Source organism: Rhodococcus sp. no. 34 (assembly GCF_054589475.1).
In genome coordinates this window covers 667871-689500 of the sequence record NZ_BAAILK010000012.1, presented here as the reverse complement: position 1 = coordinate 689500, position 21630 = coordinate 667871, and the positions used below count along the sequence as shown (strand labels likewise).

21 protein-coding genes and 1 pseudogene are annotated in these 21630 nt (G+C 60.7%); 14 read left to right on the top strand and 8 right to left on the bottom strand.

Annotated features, from left to right (window positions below):
• The first annotated feature begins 27 nt into the window (after positions 1-27).
• On the top strand, positions 28-1248 hold the full coding sequence (locus tag ACYP01_RS04180; RefSeq protein WP_459678752.1) for a fatty acid desaturase family protein: 1221 nt from the start codon (positions 28-30) through the stop codon (positions 1246-1248).
• Positions 1249-1550: 302 nt separating this feature from the next.
• Here ACYP01_RS04180 and ACYP01_RS04175 read toward each other — a convergent pair whose 3' ends face one another.
• The 3 genes from ACYP01_RS04175 to ACYP01_RS04165 all read right to left on the bottom strand — a co-directional run bounded on the left by ACYP01_RS04175 (position 1551) and on the right by ACYP01_RS04165 (position 5214).
• The gene (locus ACYP01_RS04175) at positions 1551-2216 is read right to left on the bottom strand and encodes a hypothetical protein (RefSeq protein WP_459678750.1); all 666 of its coding nucleotides are present in this window, start codon (positions 2214-2216) and stop codon (positions 1551-1553) included.
• 316 nt (positions 2217-2532) lie between these two features.
• Positions 2533-4581 (bottom strand): ATP-binding protein, encoded by a 2049-nt coding sequence (locus tag ACYP01_RS04170; RefSeq protein ID WP_459678749.1) that lies wholly within the window; start codon positions 4579-4581, stop codon positions 2533-2535.
• Positions 4582-4755: 174 nt separating this feature from the next.
• On the bottom strand, positions 4756-5214 hold the full coding sequence (locus ACYP01_RS04165) for a nuclear transport factor 2 family protein (protein WP_459678748.1): 459 nt from the start codon (positions 5212-5214) through the stop codon (positions 4756-4758).
• Between the two features lie 130 nt (positions 5215-5344).
• On the opposite strand from ACYP01_RS04165, the gene ACYP01_RS04160 reads away from it, so the two are divergent.
• Genes ACYP01_RS04160 through ACYP01_RS04135 form a run of 6 tightly spaced genes read left to right on the top strand, consistent with a single transcriptional unit; the run spans position 5345 to position 11009 of the window.
• On the top strand, positions 5345-6511 hold the full coding sequence (locus ACYP01_RS04160) for an acyl-CoA dehydrogenase family protein (RefSeq protein WP_003940442.1): 1167 nt from the start codon (positions 5345-5347) through the stop codon (positions 6509-6511).
• Positions 6508-7455 (top strand): bifunctional MaoC family dehydratase N-terminal/OB-fold nucleic acid binding domain-containing protein, encoded by a 948-nt coding sequence (locus ACYP01_RS04155; protein ID WP_070161968.1) that lies wholly within the window; start codon positions 6508-6510, stop codon positions 7453-7455. Before ACYP01_RS04160 ends, ACYP01_RS04155 begins: the two co-directional genes overlap by 4 nt.
• Positions 7455-8570 (top strand): acyl-CoA dehydrogenase family protein, encoded by a 1116-nt coding sequence (locus ACYP01_RS04150; protein ID WP_151098222.1) that lies wholly within the window; start codon positions 7455-7457, stop codon positions 8568-8570. The genes ACYP01_RS04155 and ACYP01_RS04150 overlap by 1 nt, the downstream gene beginning before the upstream one ends.
• Positions 8567-8995, top strand: coding sequence for a MaoC family dehydratase (locus ACYP01_RS04145; protein ID WP_003940399.1), 429 nt, complete (start codon positions 8567-8569; stop codon positions 8993-8995). Before ACYP01_RS04150 ends, ACYP01_RS04145 begins: the two co-directional genes overlap by 4 nt.
• A complete protein-coding gene (locus ACYP01_RS04140) occupies positions 8995-10173 on the top strand; it encodes a lipid-transfer protein (RefSeq protein WP_459678746.1) in 1179 nt (392 codons plus the stop codon). The genes ACYP01_RS04145 and ACYP01_RS04140 overlap by 1 nt, the downstream gene beginning before the upstream one ends.
• 14 nt (positions 10174-10187) lie before the next feature.
• Entirely contained in the window at positions 10188-11009 is an 822-nt protein-coding gene (locus ACYP01_RS04135; RefSeq protein ID WP_075834402.1) for a MaoC/PaaZ C-terminal domain-containing protein, read from the top strand.
• A 110-nt stretch (positions 11010-11119) separates the two neighbouring features.
• Here the strand turns inward: ACYP01_RS04135 and ACYP01_RS04130 are convergent, their stop codons facing one another.
• On the bottom strand, positions 11120-11896 hold the full coding sequence (locus ACYP01_RS04130) for an SDR family oxidoreductase (protein WP_003940546.1): 777 nt from the start codon (positions 11894-11896) through the stop codon (positions 11120-11122).
• Positions 11897-12094: 198 nt separating this feature from the next.
• On the opposite strand from ACYP01_RS04130, the gene ACYP01_RS04125 reads away from it, so the two are divergent.
• On the top strand, positions 12095-12856 hold the full coding sequence (locus tag ACYP01_RS04125) for an SDR family NAD(P)-dependent oxidoreductase (RefSeq protein WP_007732643.1): 762 nt from the start codon (positions 12095-12097) through the stop codon (positions 12854-12856).
• Positions 12857-12871: 15 nt separating this feature from the next.
• Here the strand turns inward: ACYP01_RS04125 and ACYP01_RS04120 are convergent, their stop codons facing one another.
• Both ACYP01_RS04120 and ACYP01_RS04115 read right to left on the bottom strand, forming a co-directional pair.
• Positions 12872-13648 carry an SDR family NAD(P)-dependent oxidoreductase gene (locus ACYP01_RS04120; protein WP_459678745.1) on the bottom strand — a complete coding sequence of 259 codons (777 nt, stop codon included), beginning with the start codon at positions 13646-13648 and terminating at the stop codon, positions 12872-12874.
• Positions 13645-14283, bottom strand: coding sequence for a hypothetical protein (locus tag ACYP01_RS04115; RefSeq protein ID WP_007732640.1), 639 nt, complete (start codon positions 14281-14283; stop codon positions 13645-13647). The genes ACYP01_RS04120 and ACYP01_RS04115 overlap by 4 nt, the downstream gene beginning before the upstream one ends.
• A 188-nt stretch (positions 14284-14471) precedes the next feature.
• Between ACYP01_RS04115 and ACYP01_RS04110 the strand changes: the two genes are divergently transcribed.
• From ACYP01_RS04110 to ACYP01_RS04090, 5 genes are all read left to right on the top strand, one after another.
• Positions 14472-15371: a LysR family transcriptional regulator gene (locus ACYP01_RS04110; RefSeq protein WP_447000824.1), complete on the top strand. Its 900-nt coding sequence runs from the start codon at positions 14472-14474 to the stop codon at positions 15369-15371.
• An 84-nt stretch (positions 15372-15455) separates the two neighbouring features.
• The gene (locus ACYP01_RS04105; RefSeq protein WP_042448370.1) at positions 15456-16487 is read left to right on the top strand and encodes a hypothetical protein; all 1032 of its coding nucleotides are present in this window, start codon (positions 15456-15458) and stop codon (positions 16485-16487) included.
• Positions 16488-16492: 5 nt separating this feature from the next.
• A complete protein-coding gene (locus tag ACYP01_RS04100) occupies positions 16493-17479 on the top strand; it encodes a hypothetical protein (protein ID WP_328599382.1) in 987 nt (328 codons plus the stop codon).
• 9 nt (positions 17480-17488) lie between these two features.
• Positions 17489-18778 carry an adenylosuccinate synthetase gene (locus tag ACYP01_RS04095; protein ID WP_459678744.1) on the top strand — a complete coding sequence of 430 codons (1290 nt, stop codon included), beginning with the start codon at positions 17489-17491 and terminating at the stop codon, positions 18776-18778.
• The gene (locus ACYP01_RS04090; RefSeq protein WP_020909123.1) at positions 18775-19425 is read left to right on the top strand and encodes an NUDIX domain-containing protein; all 651 of its coding nucleotides are present in this window, start codon (positions 18775-18777) and stop codon (positions 19423-19425) included. Before ACYP01_RS04095 ends, ACYP01_RS04090 begins: the two co-directional genes overlap by 4 nt.
• 6 nt (positions 19426-19431) lie before the next feature.
• On the opposite strand, the gene hppD is transcribed toward ACYP01_RS04090, so the two are convergent.
• The gene (hppD, locus tag ACYP01_RS04085; protein WP_042924794.1) at positions 19432-20637 is read right to left on the bottom strand and encodes a 4-hydroxyphenylpyruvate dioxygenase; all 1206 of its coding nucleotides are present in this window, start codon (positions 20635-20637) and stop codon (positions 19432-19434) included.
• Between the two features lie 195 nt (positions 20638-20832).
• Between hppD and ACYP01_RS04080 the strand changes: the two genes are divergently transcribed.
• The gene (locus ACYP01_RS04080; protein ID WP_051649709.1) at positions 20833-21345 is read left to right on the top strand and encodes an Lrp/AsnC family transcriptional regulator; all 513 of its coding nucleotides are present in this window, start codon (positions 20833-20835) and stop codon (positions 21343-21345) included.
• On the opposite strand, the pseudogene ACYP01_RS04075 reads toward ACYP01_RS04080, so the two are convergent.
• Positions 21333-21630 (bottom strand): annotated as a pseudogene (locus ACYP01_RS04075) (MFS transporter); the annotation flags it as partial. The gene ACYP01_RS04080 and the pseudogene ACYP01_RS04075 sit on opposite strands and share 13 nt — an antisense overlap.

Sequence of the window (21630 nt, the reverse complement as noted above, 5' to 3'; positions counted from 1 at the left end):
CGGAGAAAACCGATACGGAGAAACACTGTGGCGATCACCGACATCAAGGAATATGCCCATCTCACCGAGGAAGACGTCGAAGCGCTCGGGCGCGAGTTGGACGCCATTCGGCTCGACATCGAGGAGAAGCGCGGCGCGCACGACGCTCGATACATCCAGCGGACGATCGCGTTTCAACGCTCTCTGATGGTGGCCGGCCGCATCGTCTTGTTCGCCAGCAAGAAGAAGCCTGCCTGGATTCTGGGGACTGCGCTGCTGGGGGTCGGCAAGATCATCGAGAACATGGAACTCGGCCACAACATCATCCACGGCCAGTGGGACTGGATGAACGATCCCGAGATTCACTCGAGCAACTGGGAGTGGGACAACACCTGCCCGTCCTCGGGATGGAAGCACTCGCACAACTTCACCCATCACAAGTTCACCAACATCGTCGGACTGGACAACGACGTGGGCTACGGAATCATGCGCGTCACGCGCGATCAAAAGTGGCACGCCGACTATCTCTTTCAACCGATCACGAATTTCGTGCTCGCGACCCTCTTCGAGTGGGGAGTGGCACTGCATCACCTCGAAACGGACAAACTCCGCAAGGGTGAGGTGAAGTGGTCCGAGAAATCGGAGATGGCCAAGGACGTCGGTAAGAAGATCGCGCGTCAGGTGGCGAAGGATTACATCCTGTTCCCCGCCCTGACCGGCCCGGCGTGGAAGACCACGTTGACGGCGAACGTCGTTGCGAACCTCATCCGAAACTACTGGAGTTACGCCGTCATCTTTTGCGGGCACTTTCCCGACGGTGCCGAGAAGTTCACGCTCGAGGAATTCGAGAACGAATCCCGAGCTCAGTGGTACTTACGACAGATGCTGGGGTCCGCCAACTTTCATGCCGGTCCCGTCATGGCCTTCATGAGCGGCAACCTCTGCTACCAGATCGAGCATCACTGCTTCCCTGACCTGCCGAGCAATCGGTACTCGGAAATCGCGGTGCCGTTGCGGGACTTGTGTGACAAGTACGACCTCCCGTACACGACCGGGCCGCTGTGGAAGCAGTACGGATTGACTCTGCGCACCATCTGGAAGTTGTCGCTGCCCAACAGGTTTCTCTCGGCTTCCCAGGACGACGCTCCGGAGACGCACTCGGAGTTGAAGTTCCGCATCCGAGGCGGAATCAAGGAAGTGTTCGGCGTCGATCCGCAGACGGGTAAGCGGCGCGGACTGCGAACAGCGATCGCGATGGTCTCGAACTGAATGCTGCAGGGTAGATGGTTCTCGTTTGTGGTCAAAAAACTGGCGCCGACCTTCGGGAGTCGCGATCAGTACCTTTGGTCGGAACGTTTAATTTCCGCGGCTTGTATAAACTGCAAGTGTGGTTCAGGTGATCTCTATCAAATTGTGAATGGTTAGGGCTGCCCGCTCGATGGCATTTTTTCGAGGTTGCAGAGGTTGATGTGGTGTCTTATATCAGCCGATGGCATCGTCTCTGGCTAAGTGTCCATTGGGTTGACGATCATCGACGGAATTTATTGAGTTCACCCAGTAGATCGCCGGGGTTAACCGGGTTCGATTTTTACATCGTTTTTTAGGGTAGAAATAACCCGCTCCAGCGCATTGTCCAGGTTTAACTCAAGATCCTCGGTGTCGCGTTTCCTCGGTGCGTCTACGACGAGGGAAGCCAAATGGCAAAGGATCTGAATCGCCTCGCCGGAATCCTCAAGGCCGAGCAGACGAAACCTAGTCTCGAGCATTTCGAGTTGAGCGTTGAGCGATGCTATGTGCAGCCTTGCCTCTTGTTCCGCATTCCGGTCTTCTGAATATGTCATCCTCAGGCGCAGTCTGCACACGGTCCTGTGAAGGTCATCCGAAGCAGTCAGAGCATCAATCGCGACTAGGAGGTTGCTCGCGCGACGTTGCCGACGATCCTCGGCGGCACGAGTGCTGTCGTGCAGTCTCTGCTGGACCGCAAGTTGCCGTTCAAGATTCAGACGTGTGCGGCGCTGAGCGTAAAGAACTCCGCAGAACGCAATGATTGCGGCTGTCAGGGTGACAATCGATCCGATGAGCGTTGCTTGAGGTGCCGTCAGCCCACCAGGGGCAGAAATTGTCAGTTTCTCGATTACCTCGGGCGGTAGGTTGAAATGCGGTTCGATTTGGATGGGCGTCGGTTTTATCTGCTCGGATACGGTCGGTGATGGCTCCGGGACTTGCTGGCTGAGCATCGGCCACACGATTGCCGCGTCCTCTCTCGAAGCGAACTTCTCAAACTACGAAATTGCACTGTCAGTGTAGTGATCTTTTTTATTGGATACCGCAAAGAGGAATTAAAGACCTGTCGCATTTGATAAATCTGCGCCCTTTTCCTCAATTGATGGATCGCCAATCGGCACAAAATCGTCCGGGGCGGAAGAATCTTTTTGAGTTCATTCGGTCCTTCGTGGACGGGTATAAATCTGCGTCGTGATTCATGGTTAGATCAGGCGTAGGTATGGATGATTGCCAAATATTGTATCTCAAGTCAATGGATTGATTCATCGCTCATCGTGCTACGCCGGAGAGTCCTGTGTAGATTTCTTTGTCATTTTCTGATCCCATGCTGAGTTGAGCCTGATCGATCACCGACTCGGCTTCCGATGTGGGTGTAGTGCGCGCGGATTCGGGCAAAAAGGCGGTGTACTTCTCTCTCATTGCTGCGAGCCCCGAATCTCGACCGGACTCATATTGCAGCGACCTCTGAACGAACTTCAGTCGGTGTTCCACATCGCCGATAACTTCCGCCCATTTCTTCACGATCAGTCGGTACTTCTTGCTGTCTTGGACGACGCCGAAAGGCTTGTTTTCTTGAGCACGTTGCTCGTCAACCGACCGGGTCGTTTCGTTGCCAACCAGCCAAAACTCCCATGTTGAGTTAGGCTGGTCAAACCTCTCGTCGTTTGTGATCGCGCTTGCGTAGCTCCGAAGTTGAGTGACATCGTCATCATTCAATCTGTGACTCGGTCGCTTCAGTTCGACCACTAGATGAGCGAAGTGGTTCTCGCGTGTCTCAAGCTGCCGTCCCAAAACGAGATCTGGAATGGCGTCCGTTCCATCTTCGCGGGTCACCGGACCGTCACCTACGAGTTTGACGTCGAGTCCTAGTTTGACCAGGAATTTCTTGAGTACTTCGTTGAGGCGTTCATCATCTCCTGTAAGCGACCATTCCTCGCCGAAGATCCAGGTTTCGTGAGCCAGAATGCGGTGGAGTTGTTTGCGTTCCAGTGTTGTCTTCTTGGTTAGTTTATCGAAAATTAGGGCATTCAGGCCCTGTATGAAGTCGACACGATTACCAACCTCTTTGCCCATCGCGATGAGATGAGTAAGAGTGGTTCGTTCCAAAAGGTCGCTCAGTTCCTTGATTCGGTCGGAGTTAAGTCGTGAGAACTGTTTCAGAATTGGTAACAGCGCTTCTGGATTGTTCTCGAATGTTTCTTTCAAGAGGCTTAAGGCCATTGCCTTTGAAGTGGTGGTCTTAGACTCGTCAACTGTACGTGATGCCGCCATTGCGACGACGTTGAAGGTATCGCGAGTGGCTTTGTCGACTGGCGTCGTTGGGTTTGTCGAGTATGGATAGACGCCCTCGGACTTCCACTTGGCCACAGTGTCAGCTTCCCGTCTCCGATTTGCCTCAGTGAGATACTGCCGAAGAGTATTTCGACCAGCTTGTAACACCTGGCCTCTGGGAGATTCGGTATCGCCTTCCAGCAGCAGTTCGTCGTTTCGGTTGAATCCGTCCCATGCCAAGTACGCAGTAAACTCTGCACCTACCGCCTGGATTTTTGGGGGCATCTCGCCTGTGATGGCTAAGTCCGACGTGCACAGGTATAGGCGCCTCTCCACGTTCTGAAGATTCCATTCGATCACTGTCAACGTGACTGCACCGTCAATGCCGGGTGGTAGCGAGACTTTAATCTCTTTTCGGTTCGCGATAACCGCCGAAGGGTCGATTGCGGCCCCAAGGAGCTTGATGCTGAAATCTTGGTGTCGTTCAAGGTGCAGGGCGAACTCGGTGAGGATGCGTTGACGAAGAATCTCCGGTGTATCGAAGGCCGCTATCGCTTCAGCCGTCACAGCACCGATCACAACTCTTGTGCCTGTGTGTGCGCCATCCAATGGCACGTCCGCGATCTGGAACTTGGCTAGATCGGATCGATTTCCCTCAACCTGGATGGTTACCAACTGCGCGTTCTGGACTGCCTCAGAAGTTGAGACCCAATTCACGGACGTTCCCAATGAGAAGGCTGCATACCGGCCACGGCCATGCTTGCCATGCACAGGTCGGCCGTTGTCGCTCTTTGTGCCCGGCATGAGCTTCCAACTGTCACCAACCGTCGAGAAAGATTGGGCTGCCTTCTGGCGATTCATGCCGTTGCCGTCGTCTTCGACCTCGATTAGGTCAAGACCACCTAGATCATTGCGCTCAACCCTGACGGTGACGGTCTTCGCATCCTCGTCGAATGCATTCCAGATCAGCTCACACAGCCCAACCTGGGGGGTCTTTATGAGAGATTCCAACATAGTTGTGCCAGGCGTGACCCGAATCTCCGTCATACCTTGCATGATCGCACAGCAATCGCTGAGACATGATCATACGATCGAACCCCGCTTGATCTTCAGGCGACCGAGCAAGCGTCCGGCGTCAGTCTTCTGTGGTCGCGGCCTCACCATGGTATCGATGCGAAGCAGGGACATTGAGCCAAAGAACACCGCGATTTTCTCATGTACCTATTGTCCGAGCAGGATGACCGGAACGTCCTCGGCAAAATCGACTATCAGTTCGCGACGCGAGAACAACCAGGTGTCGTCGATCTTTTCGAAGCTGTCCTGGTAACGAATCTCGATCCGGTTGTCCCGGTGGCCCTCGCCCCGCGGATAGATGTGGTGAGCGGAGCAGTAAGCCTCACCGTGTGCGGTGGTGGGGCCGTCGAGGTCGAGGATCTGCTGCTCGACGATGTGCCGGGTCGAGTGCAGATGTGAGACGGCATCGACCACCGAACTGCTGACGACGGAGTTCCCACGTATCTCCGTCGGCGCAGCCGTTCCGTTCAGTGCCGGCGGCAAGACGAATGCCACGTCGTCAGTGAAGAGAGCCGCAAGTGCAGTGGTGTTTCGGCGGTCGACGGCCTGTGCGTACCTGGCGGCCAAGTCGGTGAGAGCGACGCGATCCGAGGAGTCCATGCGCATATCTCACCCTATGTGACGCCGCTCATGTTTCGGCTTCCCGCTCATCGAGACACTCACAGCGCCCACCTGGGCATCTGGTTAGCGTCCAGGCCAAGAGTTGCCAGCCATGAATGCCATAGGAGAAACAGCGATGGATCTGAGGGAATCGCCCGAGCAGCAGGAGCTCCGCAAGGAGTTGCGCGCGTACTTCGCGGCGCTGCTGCCGGAAGAGAAGCGTCGCGCGGCCGGCGAGCAAGGTGTGGGTGGCGAGTACTTCCGCGAGATCGTGAAGTTGCTGGGCAAGGACGGTTGGCTCGGTATCGGCTGGCCCAAGGAATTCGGTGGACAGGGACGCTCCATCGAAGAGCAGTTCGTGTTCTTCGACGAGGTTCAGCGCGCAGGTCTGCCGTTTCCCTTCGTGACGGTCAATACCGTCGGACCGACGTTGATGAAGTACGGCACCGAAGAACAGAAGGAACGCTTCCTGCCCGGCATCCTGGCCGGCGACATCGTCTTCGCAATCGGGTACACCGAGCCCGAGGCCGGCACCGACCTTGCGTCACTCAAGACTCGTGCGGTTCTCGACGGTGACGAGTGGATCGTCGACGGCAACAAGATCTTCACCAGTGGCGCCAACACTGCCGACTACGTGTGGCTGGCCTGCCGCACCGACGCGGATGCCCCCAAGCACAAGGGAATCTCGATCCTGATCGTCCCCACCGAGGATGCAGGCTTCGAGTGGTCACCGATCAACACCGTCGGCGGTTTGATGGTGACGTCCACGTACTACTCCGGCATTCGAGTTCCGTCGAAGGACGTTGTGGGCGAGGTCAACGGCGGCTGGCAGCTCATCACGGCTCAGCTCAACCACGAGCGAATCGGCCTGGCGGCCATCGGTGGTCGCACGTACGGTCTGTGGAACCTGGTCCTGGACTGGGCCAAGGAAAACGGCGCCATCGACATCCCGTGGGTGCAACAGGACTTCGCTCGCACACACGCCAAGCTCGAGGCCATGCGACTGCTGAATTGGAAGATGACGGCAGCCGTCGCACAGGACACGCTCTCCGGAGCCGACGCCGGTGCCACCAAGACGTACGGGACCGAGACTCACGTCGATGTCTACCGCACCCTGCTCGGAATTCTCGGCTCCGCCGGTCGCATCCGCCCCGAGTCTCCGGGCGCTCTGCTTGCCGGTCAGATCGAGCAGATCTCGCGTCAGGGTGTCGTGAACACCTTCGGCGGCGGCGTCAACGAAGTTCTGCGGGACATGGTCGGCACCATCGGCTTGGGACTCGTTCGCGAAAAGAGGGTCAAGTGAGCGACATTTCGGCGCAACTCGACGCTTTTGTAGGCCAGACGCTTGTTCCCACCACCTGGGGGCCAGACGAGGTCAACATCCCCATGATCCGGCATTGGGCCGAGACCATGGGCGATACCAACCCCGTCTACCTCGACGACGACGCTGCCCGCGCCACCGGTCGTGACGGCGTCGTCGCTCCCGCTCAGATGCTTCAGGTCTGGATCATGCGGACCTTTACCGACAAGATGGCGGGCAACGACCCGTCGCAGGTGTGGACCGATCTGATCGCCACCCTCGACGCAGCCGGCTACAGCTCTGTCGTGGCCACCGATTCCGATCAGGAGTTCTTCGCCGAACTGCGCCCAGGCGATCGCGTTAACTACACCGAGGTCATCGAGTCGATTTCGCCGGAGAAGAAGACCGGCCTCGGTGTCGGACACTTCGTCACGACGCTCAAGACCTACCGCAACGGTGACGATCAGGTTGTCGGCACCCAGCGGTGGCGGACGCTGCGGTTCAAACCTCAGGAATCTGCTGCACCCGAAGCTCCTCGTGCACTGCGTCCGCGTCCGGCTCTCAACGCGGACAACGCTTTCTGGTTCGAAGCGGCCAAAGAGCACCGTCTGGTGATCCAGCGCTGCACGTCCTGCAAGACGTTGCGTCATCCCACCGGCCCGATGTGCGGCGAGTGCCAGTCACTCGAGTGGGACACGATCGACGCGTCGGGGCGTGGCACGGTGTACAGCTTCGTGGTCAATCATCACCCCAAGATCGACGCGTTCGACTACCCGCTCATCGTTGCGGTAATCGAACTCGAAGAGGGAACCCGATTGATCGCCAACATGGTGGGTATCGCGCCCGAAGATGTCGTGGTCGACATGCCCGTGGAACTTGACTGGATCGACGCCGACCCGGATCTGACGCTTCCCGCGTTCCGGCCGGCCGTACGCGAGGAGCACTGATGGACTTCAATTTCAGCGAAGAGCAGGAAGCAATTCGCGCACTGGCCGACGAGGTCTTCACCAGCAAGGCAACGATCGAGCGCACCAAGGAGATCGAACTCTCCGCTGAGCGCGTCGACCGTGAACTGTGGCGTGAGCTCGCGAGCACCGGGTTGCTCGGTATCGCCCTGCCGGAGGAGTTCGGCGGCGGTGGCCTCGGCTTGTCCGAGCTGTACGCACTGCTCGAACAGCAGGGACGTCACGTTGCGGCCGTGCCGATCTGGGAAACGACCCTTGCAGCATTGGCTGTCAACGAATTCGGCTCTGATTCCCTTCGCGCCGAACTCCTTCCGGGAGTTGCCGACGGCAGTCGATTCCTGACCGTCGGTCTCGAAGAGTTCGGTCCGTACACTGGCGGCGACCCACTGACCACGGCTGAGCAGGACGCCGACGGCAATTGGACTCTGACGGGTGAGAAGGCAGTAGTGCCGATGACTCACGTCGCGAACCTTGCTCTCGTTTCGGCAACCGCTTCCACTGGTACGGCACTGCTGCTGGTCGACCTGAATGCCGAGGGAGTGACGCTCGAACAGACGCAGTCCACCAGTTGGGAGATCTGTGCCAACGTCACCTTTGCCGGTGCCCCCGCGCAGCTGATCGGTGCGGCTGACGGCACCACGGTTCCGTGGCTGATCGACCGCGTTCAGCTGGCATTGGCCGCAATCCAATGGGGCGTCGGCTCGGGTGCAGTCGCGCAGGCCGTCACGTACCTGAACGGCCGCAAGCAGTTCGGCCGTCCGCTGGCGACCTTCCAGGCCGTCAATCATCAACTCGCTGACTGCTACATCGATCTCGAAGCGATGCGCGTGACACTGTGGCAGGCCGCCTGGCGCATCTCCGAGGGACTGGATCTCGGCACCTCGGTACTGGTCGCCAAGTGGTGGGCTACCGACGGCGGACAGCGCGTCGTGCATCGCACCACGCATGTTCACGGCGGCATGGGCGTCGACACCGACTACCCGGTTCACCGTCATCTGTTGTGGGGCAAGCAGATTGCTGCCACCCTCGGTGGTTCCAGCTCCGATCTGGCGCGTCTGGGTGCGCAGCTCGCATCCGGTGTGGAGGTGCTCGCATGACCGTACTTGCCGGTCGCAGTTACGCAGACGTCGTTGTCGGAGAGGCATTGCCCGAGTTGGCGATCCCGCTGACCCGCACGTTGATCGTCGCCACGGCAATCGCCACTCGCGATTTTCAGGACGTGCACCACGATCCGAGCCTGGCCCAGGAGCGTGGCTCGAAGGATGTCTTCATGAACATCCTCACGAGCAACGGTCTTGTCGGTCGATACGTCACGGACTGGGCCGGATCTGCATCGACCTTGCGCCGCATCGCCATTCGTCTCGGGGCGCCCAACTACCCGGGTGACACCATGACGATGACCGGTGAGGTCGTGTCCAAGGAAGACGGAGTGGTCGTGGTCAAGGTGCAGGGTGCAAACAGCCTCGGCAACCATGCATCCGGCACCGTCGCAGTCGCTTTCAAGGAAGAGGAGAGGCCCTGATGGCGATCAGCCCACTCTCGGGTGCCGCCGCCATCGTCGGCATCGGATCCACCGAGTTCTCCAAGAACTCCGGCCGCACCGAACTGCAGTTGGCGTGTGAGGCCATCGTCGCGGCACTCGCTGACGCCGGTATCGATCCGTCCGAGGTCGACGGTCTGTCCACCTACACGTCGGAGACGAACGGCGAAGCGATCGTGGCTCGCAACTGCGGCCTCGGTGAGCTCAAGTTCTTCTCGCGCATTCACTACGGCGGCGGCGCTGCGTGTGCCACCGTGCAGCAGGCGGCCATGGCAGTTGCGACGGGTGTTGCCGACGTCGTGGTTTGTTACCGCGCCTTCAACGAGCGCTCCGGTGTGCGCTACGGCCTAGGGCAGCACGATCGACCGATGGACAGCACGGCGGACCGCGCCGCGTATGCGTGGATGACTCCTCAGGGATTGTCGACTCCCGCTCAGTGGGTCGCCATGTTCGCCCGCCGCTACATGCACCAGTACGGTGCGACGAGTGAGGACTTCGGACGAGTTGCAGTGGTGGCGCGCAAGCATGCCGCCAACAACCCGGCTGCTTGGTTCTACGAGCGTCCGATCACGCTCGAGGACCATCAGAACTCGCGCTGGATCGCCGAGCCGCTGCACCTGCTCGACTGCTGCCAGGAAACCGACGGCGGCCAGGCATTGGTCATCGTCTCTGCCGAGCGCGCAAAGGATCTGGCCAACAAGCCCGTCGTCATCAAGGGCGCCGCTCAGGGCAGTAGCAAGGATCAGCACATGATGACCAGCTACTACCGGCCCGACATCTCGGGTATCCCGGAGATGGGCTTGGTTGCTCGTCAGCTGTACGGCCAGAGCGGCCTGACACCGGACGACATCAACGCCGCGATCCTGTACGACCACTTCACTCCGTTGGTGCTTCCCCAGCTCGAAGAACTGGGCTTCTGCAAGCCAGGCGAAGCCAAGGACTTCATCCGCGAAGGCAACCTCGAGATCGGTGGATGCCTGCCGTCCAACACTCACGGTGGTCAGGTCGGCGAGGCGTACCTGCACGGTGTCAACGGAATTGCCGAAGGTGTGCGACTGGTGCGAGGCACGTCGACCAACCAGCCCGAGGGCGTCGAAAACGTATTGGTCACAGCCGGAACAGCAGTACCCACCAGCGGTCTCGTTCTCGGCGCTGTTTGAGAGAGGAAAAGACAGTGACAACTTCGGAAGCTGCGAAGACCGCCGGCGATTGGCGTGGAGCCGATCTCGGGACCCGCACCGTGTCGTACACCGAGCGCGACGCGATCCTGTACGCACTTGCCGTGGGCGCCAAGGCGACCGAGCTGGACCTCGTCTTCGAGGATCAGCTTCGGGTACTGCCGACCTTTGCTCTGACGCTGGCGCAGTGGGCTCCCGACGCTCTGGGTTCGGCGGGCGCCTTCGACACCTCGACGGCACTGCACGGCTCGCAAGAGCTGAAAGTGCTTGCTCCGCTTCCGCGTAGCGGTGACGTGACCTTGAAGGCTTCGGTCGGCGAGGTGTGGGACAAGGGCGCAGCGGCCGTGTTCGAAGTGAAGGTGGAGTGCGAATACTTCGTCGCGACCTGGTCACTTTTTGCCCCCGGTGCCGGTGGATTCGGCGGAGAACGTGGACCCTCACGTCCGGCGGAACCGACCGGCGAGCCTTCGTTGACCGGTGTGTTGACCACAGCGGAGAACCAGACGGCGATGTACCGGCTCCTGGGCGACAAGCACCACATCCACATCGATCCCGAGGCTGCGGCGCGGATCAACCAGCCGCGTCCGATCATGCACGGCCTGTGCACGTTGGCCGCGAGCACGCTCGAGCTTGCCCGGGTCGCCGGAGTGCATCCGGCGCACCTCGTGAGCCTCGAGGGTCGATTCGCTGCGGCGATCCATCCGGGTGAAGCGCCGTCCATCGTTGCGTGGGGAACTCCCGACGACCTGGCCTTCCAGGTCACCAAGGGTGATCAGGTAGCGATTTCCGGTGCACGAGTGAGCTTCTCCGCTCGCTAGTCCCTCCAGACTCAACTGCGGGGTGCTTGACCCCTCGTCGCGCCCCGCAGTTGTTCACACGAAGAAGCAGCCCCCGAGCGAATCCGCTCAGGGGCTGCTTCGTATTTGTTTCAATCCTGGTGGGTCGCCATGTAGCGAGCCGGGTACTCACCGCCGCCGTGAACGGCGATGTCGGCGCCGTTCACGTACGAGGAGAGCGGGCTCGCCAGGAACAGGCAGGAGTTGGCGATATCGGCCGGCACGGCCATGCGCTCCATCGGAATGGTCCTGGTGACCGCAGCGCCGCCGTCGGCGCCGTAGACCTCGGCGGCAGCCTCGGTACGGATCAGGCCGGTGGTGATGTGGTTGATCCGGACCTTCGGCGCCCATTCGAGGGCCAATGCCTTGGTCAGAACGAGGAGGCCTGCCTTGGCTGCGCTGTACGCCGCGGTTCCGGGCTGCGGGTCGATCGCCGAGACACTGCCGATGTTGATGATGGCACCGCCGTCGTCCTGAGTCTGCATCACTGCATTTGCGGCCTGGGCAACGTTGAAGGGTGCCAACAGGTTCAGGGCCACGATCTTCTCGACGAAGCGGGGTGACACCGTCGCAGCATCGGCATCGGGGGAGCCGCCGGCGTTGTTGACCAGGACGTCCAGACGGCCGAAGCGCTCGACGGCATCCTGGACGAGGGCTGCGGCGTCGGCGGGATCGCGGACGTCAGTGGCGCGAAAGGCTGCGCTACGGCCGTCGGCGGTGGGTAGGTTTTCGGGCTCGTTACGGCCACAGACCAGCACGTTCGCACCCGCGGCGAGGAAGGTTTCGGCGATGACGTAGCCGATGCCTTTGGTGCCGCCGGTGACGATCACCGAGCGTCCGCTGAAATCGACGGGGTTGGGCAGTGTCACGGTGGAGCCTTCCTGGTGCGGTGCCGAGCTGAATTGCCGCCCAATGTGATTGACGCGACGTGGTCGCGCACCGTAGGGTCAAGCAAGTGCTTGGTTGTTTTGTAGGTCGAGTGTAGACGACAAACGGCGGCAGTCACCAGAATCGACCGGTCCCTCCCGCAAAGGGACCTCTGCGTCGACAGACATTGGAGTAGTCACATGGGCAAGCTCGAAGGCAAAGTTGCACTCATCACGGGTGCGGGTCAGGGAATCGGGCAGGGGATTGCCCTGGCCTTGGCCAAAGAGGGCGCCGTGATCGCCGTTGCCGGCCGCACCGAATCCAAGTTGCACACCACGTGCGGACTACTGGCTGACATCGGTGCGCGCGGTGAGGCGGTGGTCTGCGACGTCAGCAAGAAGGACGACATCACCGACGCCGTGGACCGTACCGTCGAACTGTTCGGCGGAATCGACATCCTGGTCAACAACGCCAACGACTGCAAGCCCGGCCCACTCTTGAGCGTGCTCGACGAAGACTTCGAGCGTTCCTTCGCGACGGGGCCGCTCGCAACCCTGCGCATGATGCAGGCGTCGTACCCCCACATGAACAGTCGTGGCGGTGGCGTCATCATCAACATGGTCACCTCGGCGGCGGTGCGCTGGGATGCCAGTAACTACGGCGCTTACGGTTCCATCAAAGAAGGCATGCGCTCGTTGACCCGCGCTGCGGCCTGTGAATGGGGCAAGGACAACATTCGCGTTCTCAATGTTGCCCCGCACGCCAAGACTCCCGCGTTGCAGTGGTGGATGGACAAGAATCCCGAAGAGGCAGCGGCATTTGTCGCAGGTATTCCGCTGGGACGCGTCGGAGACCCCGAGACCGACATCGGTCGTGCCGTCGTCTTCCTCGTCAGCGAAGACGCCGGGTACCTCACGGGTGCCACGATCCCGCTCGACGGCGGCCAGTCGCGCTGGGGCTGACCGCCATCGACCCGATCAGGTCATCACGGCGCCGCCGTCGACGGCAATCGTCTGGCCGGTGACGTTGCGAGCCTTGTCACTGAGCAAGAAGGCGACCATCTCGGCGATGTCTCCGGGCGTCTGAGCTCGACCCATCGGAACCATCTGGGCCACAAAAGAATCGAAGACGTCAGCATCGGAAACGTCTGCCAGCGCAGGATCGCGTCGACGCAGTTCCTTGATGGTTCGAAGCCACATGTCGGTGAGGATCAGGCCGGGCATGACCGTATTCGAACGGAGTCCTCGAGTCGCACCGATCCGGGCGACGCTGTGACTCATCTCGATCACGGCGGCCTTCGACGGTCCGTAGTGCGCGAGCATGTCACCGCCCAAGCGGGCACCGATCGACGCGATGTTGACGATCGCTGCCGGACCCTCGGTTCTGCTCACGAATTCGCGGCACATCAGGAAGCTGCCCTTGGTGTTCACCGCAAAGGTGTTGTCCCACTGGTCTTCGGTGATCTCGAGGAACGGAGTGAAGACGCCGATTCCGGCGCCGTTGACGAGTGCAGTCGGGCTTCCGGCCGACGCAGCCACGTCGAAGGCGTTCTTGACGTCACCTTCACGTCGAACATCGCATCGTGCCGTGTGGACTGCTACGCCAAGGCTTTCCAGGCGTGCTGCGGTGTCGGCGAGTGCAGCCTCTTCGATGTCGAGGAGAAGCAGGGTGCCGAAGTCCTCCGCAAGGCGCTCGGCAATAGCGGCGCCCAACCCGGCAGCTGCGCCGGTGACAATGGCTTCGGGCGCGCTCACGGCAGGTGCGTTTCGAGCAGTGGGGCAAGCAGTTCGGCTGCGCGCGCCGCCGTGATGACCTCGCTCGGGTCCACCTTGGTCACGACTTTCGAAGCAGAATCTTCGTAGACATGCTCACCGATGAGTCGCCCCTGCTCGTCGTACGGCCAGACAAATGCCAAGGTCCGACGCACGAGATACCAACCGTCGGGGTCGATGTCCGACGACTGTTCGGGGGCTGCGGGGGTGGATCCACCCGATTCGTGCACCGCGCCGAACACCCCGTCTCCCAGAATCGATCCTGGGACGAATTGACTGAAGAGAGTCTCACCCGAGAATCCGCTGTCGGAGACCGCGAAGTCGGACTGTCCGGTCCACATGACAAGGGTGTCCGTCTCGGCGAGTGACTGGTAGAAGTTGGTGACGGCGTCCATGCCGTCCAGAACAATCGACTGCCCGTCTTCGAACAACCGGTAGACGGGTTCTTCGACGGTCATGTCGGGCGAGAGGATTTCCTTGTAACGACCGGAGACCTCGAGCAATGCGTGGCGCCGGTAGTTTCGGAGGATCTTCTGGTGCCGCGGATTGTCGATGGTTTCCAATTGCTTTTCGACGCCATCCATCATGTGGACGAATTCGTGCTCGTACTTACTCATCACATCTCCTGGTTTCGCGGATTCGGCGGGCTGTCCGGATCTGCGACAACTGTGACCTGACGTGGCATTCGCTGTACATGTAGAACTTCGTTCGACAATTGCCGGTTTGCTTAACTCCGCTGTTCAGATACCGTGATGGTCATCACTTTGCTGGCGAACAGCGGCCTAAGACAACCGAATGGACGGTAATGAAAAAGGCGAGAAGAGGTGAAGATCTGAATCTGCGGTTGGTGTCCTCGTTGCTCGTCGTCGTGGCGGAAGGGCACTTCGGTCGAGCGGCAGACCGGTTGTTCGTCACGGCGCCTGCTCTCAGTCAGCAGATTCGTCGACTCGAGGAACAGGTGGGTGTCGAGTTGGTCGATCGCAGTTCGCACCCGGTGGTGCTCACCGCCGCGGGTGAGGTATTCGTCGCGGATGCGCGGCCCGCTCTCGAGTTCGCCGTTCGCGCGATGAACGGGCTCGACGCACTCGAGCGTCGGCGGGCCAGGCGGTTGCGGATCGGATTCATCAACGGGGCGGCCGGAAGTTTGGGACGTGCGGTGATCGATTCGTTGCATGCGGAGGTGGAGCTGGTCCAATTGGACTGGTCCCAACAGGTTTCCGCGGTGGCGAGCGCGACCGTCGACGCGGCCTTCGTGCGACCGCCACTGCCGGTGCTCGACGGTGTGGTGCTCGAACGGATAGGCGTCGAACCGCGGGTGGTGGCTCTGCCTCGAGGGCACCAACTGGCGGGTCGCGCGAGCATCGAGATTTCTGAAATAGATGGGACTGTGCAGGTTTCGAGTGACGGCGCACCACCCGAATGGGTGAAATGGTGGTCGGTGGACCCGCGCCCGAGTGGTGTACCCGTCCGGTACGGTCCCTCTGTCCGCACGATGGACGAAGCGCTCGAGGTTGTCGCCAACGGTCGGGCGGTGGTGATAACGGCAGCAACCATTGCCGAGTACTACACCCGCTCGGATATCAGTTTCGTGCGCATTTCCGACATCGAGCAGTGTTCGATCGATCTGTGTACCCGCGAGGGCGACAGCAGTCCGGCAGTGATCGAGCTACGCAAAGCTGTTTCAGCCCTCGGTACCGCCAGGTGATTGCCGTGTCCTGATGTGATGCGCATGTACTCGGATGAAATACGCATTCTTGCCGTCTTCGTTTTAGTCAGATAGACTAAAACCATGAAAACGATCAGCACGGCACTTGAAATCGTCGAGGCAGCACGAGTTTCGGCCGATGTGTTCGGGGGAGACTCCAGCGATCTCGACACCCGTCGCGCTGCGAAGCGTCGTTTTCATCGGCTCGCCTCCGCCATTCATCCGGACCGGGCGAAGCCCGAAGATCGGGTGCGATACTCGGCCGCAACATCTCGGTTGAACGAGCTATACCGCAGTTGGACAGCGGAGTTCGAGCCGGCAGATTCTCGGCCCGTTTATGTCGGCGAGCGGGGCGAGTACACGTTGGGTGGACTGGTAGCGCGCGGCTCGGTCGCTAACCTGTACCGGTCCGATGCCCGTGTCGTACTCAAGATTCCGCGAGACCCTCGGGCGAACTCGATGATCGAGGCCGAACGGAATGTGTTGACGGACATCGAGAATTCGTGCGAAGCCGGTTGGGCAGTCTCGTACTTCCCGCGATTGATCGATCAAATCACCCATGTGGGCAGCGGCACGAGACGTCAGATCGATGTGCTGGACGATCTGACCGAAGGTTTTGTGAGTCTCGCCGACGTCCGTGAGGCGTATCCGGGTGGCCTCGATCCACGGGACTGGGCGTGGATGCACCGACGGCTACTTCGGGCTCTGGCAGCAGCGCATGCGACTGGTTGGGTGCACACCGCGATTACCGCGGAGAACGTGCTGATCGAGCCTGATCGGCACGGGGTGGTGCTGGTCGGCTGGTCCTTTGCCACCCGTACGGGCAGCCGCCCGGTGGCGACGATCGGTTCCGATCGTGATTCGTACCCACCGGAACTCGGCGAAGGAGCGTCTCCGGCCTGGGACGTCTACATGGCTCATCATTTGATGCTCCGAATGCTGGGCGAGCAGACCCACGAACGGATGAAGGCGTTTGCCGACGGCTGCATGCAGGACAACCCGAGATTGCGTCCCGACGCGGTCGACCTACTGGGTGAGTTCGACGAACTCCTCGATCTTCTCTATGGCCAGCGGACATTTCGTCCGTTCGCCGTTCCATCCACGAAAGGACAGTGATTGTCATGGGCTACGGAAACTGGGACGACAACACCTATTTGGCGGGCAAGACTTTTCGTGCCGCACGCGGTGTCGACGATTTCGGTTACACCGATTCGCTTCGGTCGCGTCCGCGAAGCAGTTGGAAAGCGGACCCGACCCTCGACCCCTTCGGCGTCGACAAGCGTGAATGCCGGGACTCGGCCGGGCACCCCGATTCTCTCCCGATAGCAGTGCTCTTCGATGTCACCGGCTCGATGGGCGCTGTTCCTCGAATCATGCAGGACAAGCTCGGAAAGCTGCACGGGCTGCTGCAACGCAAGGGATACGCGGATGATCCGCAGATTCTGTTCGGTGGTATCGGCGACGCCGATTCCGATCAGGTGCCACTACAAGTCGGCCAGTTCGAGTCGGGTAACGCGATGGACGAGCAGCTTCGGACCATCTTCCTCGAGGGCAACGGTGGTGGACAGAAGTCGGAAAGCTATGAATTGGCAGCATATTTCATGGCGCGCCACACCAGTACGGATGCCTGGGAGAAGCGCGGAAGGAAAGGCTACCTCTTCATCATCGGCGACGAGCTGAACAAGCCGCGACTCTCGGCTCGTCACATCCGTTCGGTGATCGGCGACAAGGTACGTCAGGACGTATCGGTCTCGTCGATCTACCGTGAACTCGAAGAAAGATGGAATGTCTACTTCGTTCTGCCAGATCAGTCGTCGTACTTCAACGATCCGGAAATCGCGGATCACTGGAAGAAGTTGCTCGGTGAACGCTTCGTCAAACTCGACGACCCCGCTGCGGTGTGCGAACTGATCGCGCTGACGGTCGGAATCGGTGAGGACCGCATCGACCTGCGTGACGGACTGGCGGATCTCCGCGACATCGGTTCAAGAGCTGAAGCCGAGACCGTCGGCAAGGCTCTCGCTCTAATTCCAGGGCGCAGCACCGCGACGGTGGCCGGGTTGCCCCACGATCTCGGAACCGATACGGACGATGTTGATTTCGCATAGAAGGAGAGCATGATGGAGCTGTTCGAAGACCGCGATATCGTCGTCGTAGACCTCGGATTCGGAGATGCGGGGAAGGGAGCAACCGTCGATTGGCTTTGCTCCGACCAAGCCGATTTGGGTGTGGCCGCAGTGGTCCGGTTCAACGGTGGGGCACAGGCAGCGCACAACGTGACGGTCGGCGAGCGCCACCACACGTTCTCGCAGTTCGGTTCGGGAACGCTGTCCGGCGTCCCGACGTTTCTCTCGAGATTCGTGTTGGTCGAGCCCATCGCCCTCGCCCGGGAGGCGCGTGCTCTGGAAGCGCTCGGAGTTCGAAATCCGTTCGATCTGATACGGATCGACGCGCGCGCATTGTTGACGACGCCGATTCACGTGGCCGCCAACAGGGCTCGTGAGGATGTTCGCGGCGGTAACCGACACGGCTCGTGTGGCAAGGGGATCGGTGAGACCGCGGCGTATGCGCTCGAAGTTGCGAATGCGCCTACGGTGGGAGACTGCCGGCGACCTGACTCCTTGCGTCGTAAGTTGTCGGCGTTGGCCACATTCTACGGACCGTTGATCGCGGAGAGTCGCCACGGTTTTCCGCCGATCGACGACATGGTCGACATGTACGCGGAATTCGGTGCCGTCGTGGACATCGCCGACCCGGATGCGCTGGGCGCGTTGGGTGCCCGTGGTCGTCTGGTATTCGAGGGGGCACAAGGTGTCCTTCTCGACGAGTGGCGGGGGTTTCACCCACACACCACGTGGTCGACGGTCGAACCGTCCAACGCGCGAGCGATGATCGACGAGTTGGGCCGGGACAGTTACGTACTCGGCGTCACCCGCACGTACATGACACGACACGGAGCTGGGCCCTTCCCGACGGAGGATCCGGAGCTGGCGAAGGTGTTGCCCGAGCTGCACAACGGGACGGGTGAGTATCAAGGCGGATTCCGGACGGGCCACCTCGACGAGTTGTTGTTGCACTACGCAATCGAGGTGAGCGGTGGCGTCGACGGTTTGGCGCTTACTCATCTCGACGCGATGGATCGCGCGCGGGCTGCAGGCGTCCCGATCCACGGGGTGCACGCGTACGAAGGATTGCCGTTCGTTCCCGTCGGAGAGTGGAAGGATCTCGATCACCAGCAGGCGCTGACAGATTCCCTGAAAGCCGTAGGGGTCGTGCCGAAGGAACTTCCGGCCGACCCGGAGGATTTCGCCCGGTATCTGAGCGAGGAAATGGGTGCGCCGGTAGTGCTGACCGCGAACGGTGCCGACCGGGTCGATCGTCAGATGCGATGCCCAGTGCCTGCATGATGGACGGTGTGGACCAGTCACTTGTCTCGATCGATGTCATCGCGCTCCGGTTCGGCAATCCGGAACCCGGGATGTTGCGATTTGCCGTCACTCCGCGGCAAGCGGAGCCGTACACCGGGCAGTTGGCGCTGCCCGGTGTACTGCTGGGCGCCGGTGAGCGGTTGCAGGACGCCGCCAGGCGGGCCGTGACCACCAAGCTCGGAATTCCCGACGAGAAGATCCTCGTCAGCGGTCAATTGACCGTGTTCGACGAACCCAATCGCGACCCCCGCGGTCCGACGCTCTCGGTGACCATGTGGGCAGTGATCTCGTCGGACGAGGTGCCGGGTTCGGCCGAATGGGTGAGCTGGGACAACCCGGGGGACCTTGCGTTCGACCACAATCGGATAGTCGCCGATACCCGCCCGATCCTTGCTGACACCCTGTTGTGGCGAGATCAGGCATTCACGCGGGCATTACTGGGTCCGTCGTTTCCGGCGTCGTACGCGCTGGCCGTGGCGGAGGAGCTTTCCGGTGTGCGTCCGGACCCGGGCAATTTGAACCGGACGCTCAAAGCGTTGCCAGGGCTGGAACGTACGGACGAACGAGTCCGGGTCAGTGCCACCGGGCGACCCGCGGTGGTCTGGGCGTGGACCGAAAACAGCTGACCTACCTCAGAAGTTGCCCCGCGCGGCCTGCTCACGCTCGATCGCTTCGAACAGGGCTTTGAAGTTTCCCAGTCCGAATCCCAGTGAGCCGTGGCGTTCGATGATCTCGAAGAACACGGTGGGACGATCTCCGATCGGCTTGGTGAAGATCTGAAGAAGATAGCCGTCCTCGTCGCGGTCGACGAGGATGCCTCGCTTCTGCAATTCCTCGATCGGAACTCGAACCTCTCCGATACGCGCGCGCAATTCGGGATCCTCGTAATACGAAGCCGGAGTAGAGAGAAACTCGATTCCTTCGTCGACCAGAGCATCGACTGCTCCGAGGATGTCGTTGGTCGCAAGTGCGAGATGCTGAGCGCCGGGACCTTGGTAGAACTCGAGGTACTCGTCGATCTGTGACCGCTTCTTCGCGATGGCAGGTTCGTTGAGTGGGAACTTGACTCGGTGATTGCCGCTCGAGACGACCTTGCTCATCAGCGCGGAGTAGTCGGTGGCTATGTCGCCGCCCACGAACTCGGCCATGTTGGTGAATCCCATGACCCGGTTGTAGAAGTCGACCCACTGGTCCATCTTGCCGAGTTCGACATTGCCGACGACGTGGTCGAGGGCCTGGAAGATTCGCTTGGGCGCGCCGTCACGCTTGCGGTACGACGACGTCCGTTCGACGTATCCGGGAAGGTAAGGGCCGGTGTAGCGGGAACGGTCGACGAGGGTGTGCCGAGTCTCGCCGTACGTCGCGATGCTGGCCAGGCGAACGGTGCCGTGCTCGTCGGTGACGTCGTGCGGTTCGCTCAACACTGTCGCGCCTTGGGTGATGGCGTGTGCGATGCACTTGTCCACGTCAGGGACGCTGAGCGCGATGTCGCGGATACCGTCGCCGTGACGGCTGTGATGTTCGATCAGCGGACTTGCCGGATCCACAGCACCTTTGACGACAAACCGCACGGCCCCGCTTTTGAGTACAAACGCGTGGTGGTCGCGGTTTCCCGTCGACGGGCCTGAATAGGCCACCAATTCCATGCCGAACGCAGACTGGAAGAAATGTGAAGTCTGCGTGGCATTTCCGACGACCCATTCGAGGCCGTCCCAACCGCTCACGGGGAAGGGATCGTGATCGCTGTCGTACTCGACCAAGCCGACCAACTGGCGCAATTGCTCCAGATCCAGGCCGGCCAGCTGTTCGTCGTCGGTGAGAGTCTGTTCGACGGTCATGATGAGTCCCCTCTGAGTGCGATGTACACAGCGCGGTGCGCGAGTTATGTTCGGCACTGCCAGTACAAACAGATAAGTCCTTCAGAGGTTGGGTAGTCAACGGAGGTAGTTGAAAGTAGACACAGCGCCGGAATGCGAAGATGGTGGCACTGTTTTGTAGGCAATTTGCATAGTTGAACGACGAGTGGAGCAGACGTGAATCTCGACGCAGTGGATCTGGCTCTGTTGGACGCGATGAACAAGCACCCGAGAGCCGGTGCGTTGGAGCTTTCGCGTCAGGTCAAGGTTGCGCGGGCGACAGTGCAGGCGAGATTGAAAAGGATGGAAGATGCGGGCGTCATCGCCGGATACGCGCCGCACGTCAATTTGGCTGCAGCGGGTTTCGGAGTACAGGCATTCGTGACTTTGCAGATCGCCCAGGGGGCGCTCGACACCGTCACAGCGGAACTCGAGGCAATCCCCGGTGTGCTCGAAGCCTTTGCCACCACCGGCTCCGGCGACGTGCTGTGCCGGATTGCCGCTGCGTCGCACGAGGATTTGCAAGCGACGCTGCTCGAACTGAATCGGTCGGGGATAGCCACCCGGTCGACCAGCGTCATGGTTCTCTCGGTTGTGGTGCCGCTCCGGTCGATGCCCCTCCTGCAGACTCTGCAGTCGGAGCAGACGACCAAGGCCCCGGCGTACCGACGAGGCGGTCAGTCTCGCTGACGACCCGGAGCCCAGAATCCCAGAACGATCGCGGATACCCACATGATCGCAGCGAGCGTGAGTGCTCCTTGATCCATGCCTTTGATGAAGGCTTCACGGGCGAATTCGGCCAACTGGGCACCCTGCGGCCCGGCTGCTTCGGCGACGTGGAGAGCGGCGGCCAGAGAACCGGATACCGGCTCCTTGGCCGGTTCGGGTAGCAAGTCGACCGCGGGCTGGACGTGATTTCCGTAGCCGGCGGCGAGGATACTTCCCGCCAGTGCAACGCCGATGGCGGAGCCGATC

Excerpts from the sequence above, each read along its gene's own strand:
- ACYP01_RS04175 (WP_459678750.1), bottom strand. The coding sequence starts at position 2,216 with ATGCTCAGCCAGCAAGTCCCGGAGCCATCACCGACCGTATCCGAGCAG.
- ACYP01_RS04170 (WP_459678749.1), bottom strand. The coding sequence starts at position 4,581 with ATGACGGAGATTCGGGTCACGCCTGGCACAACTATGTTGGAATCTCTC.
- ACYP01_RS04165 (WP_459678748.1), bottom strand. The coding sequence starts at position 5,214 with ATGCGCATGGACTCCTCGGATCGCGTCGCTCTCACCGACTTGGCCGCC.
- ACYP01_RS04160 (WP_003940442.1), top strand. The coding sequence starts at position 5,345 with ATGGATCTGAGGGAATCGCCCGAGCAGCAGGAGCTCCGCAAGGAGTTG.
- ACYP01_RS04150 (WP_151098222.1), top strand. The coding sequence starts at position 7,455 with ATGGACTTCAATTTCAGCGAAGAGCAGGAAGCAATTCGCGCACTGGCC.
- ACYP01_RS04145 (WP_003940399.1), top strand. The coding sequence starts at position 8,567 with ATGACCGTACTTGCCGGTCGCAGTTACGCAGACGTCGTTGTCGGAGAG.
- ACYP01_RS04140 (WP_459678746.1), top strand. The coding sequence starts at position 8,995 with ATGGCGATCAGCCCACTCTCGGGTGCCGCCGCCATCGTCGGCATCGGA.
- ACYP01_RS04125 (WP_007732643.1), top strand. The coding sequence starts at position 12,095 with ATGGGCAAGCTCGAAGGCAAAGTTGCACTCATCACGGGTGCGGGTCAG.
- ACYP01_RS04115 (WP_007732640.1), bottom strand. The coding sequence starts at position 14,283 with ATGAGTAAGTACGAGCACGAATTCGTCCACATGATGGATGGCGTCGAA.
- ACYP01_RS04110 (WP_447000824.1), top strand. The coding sequence starts at position 14,472 with ATGAAAAAGGCGAGAAGAGGTGAAGATCTGAATCTGCGGTTGGTGTCC.
- ACYP01_RS04105 (WP_042448370.1), top strand. The coding sequence starts at position 15,456 with ATGAAAACGATCAGCACGGCACTTGAAATCGTCGAGGCAGCACGAGTT.
- ACYP01_RS04100 (WP_328599382.1), top strand. The coding sequence starts at position 16,493 with ATGGGCTACGGAAACTGGGACGACAACACCTATTTGGCGGGCAAGACT.
- ACYP01_RS04095 (WP_459678744.1), top strand. The coding sequence starts at position 17,489 with ATGATGGAGCTGTTCGAAGACCGCGATATCGTCGTCGTAGACCTCGGA.
- ACYP01_RS04090 (WP_020909123.1), top strand. The coding sequence starts at position 18,775 with ATGATGGACGGTGTGGACCAGTCACTTGTCTCGATCGATGTCATCGCG.
- hppD (WP_042924794.1), bottom strand. The coding sequence starts at position 20,637 with ATGACCGTCGAACAGACTCTCACCGACGACGAACAGCTGGCCGGCCTG.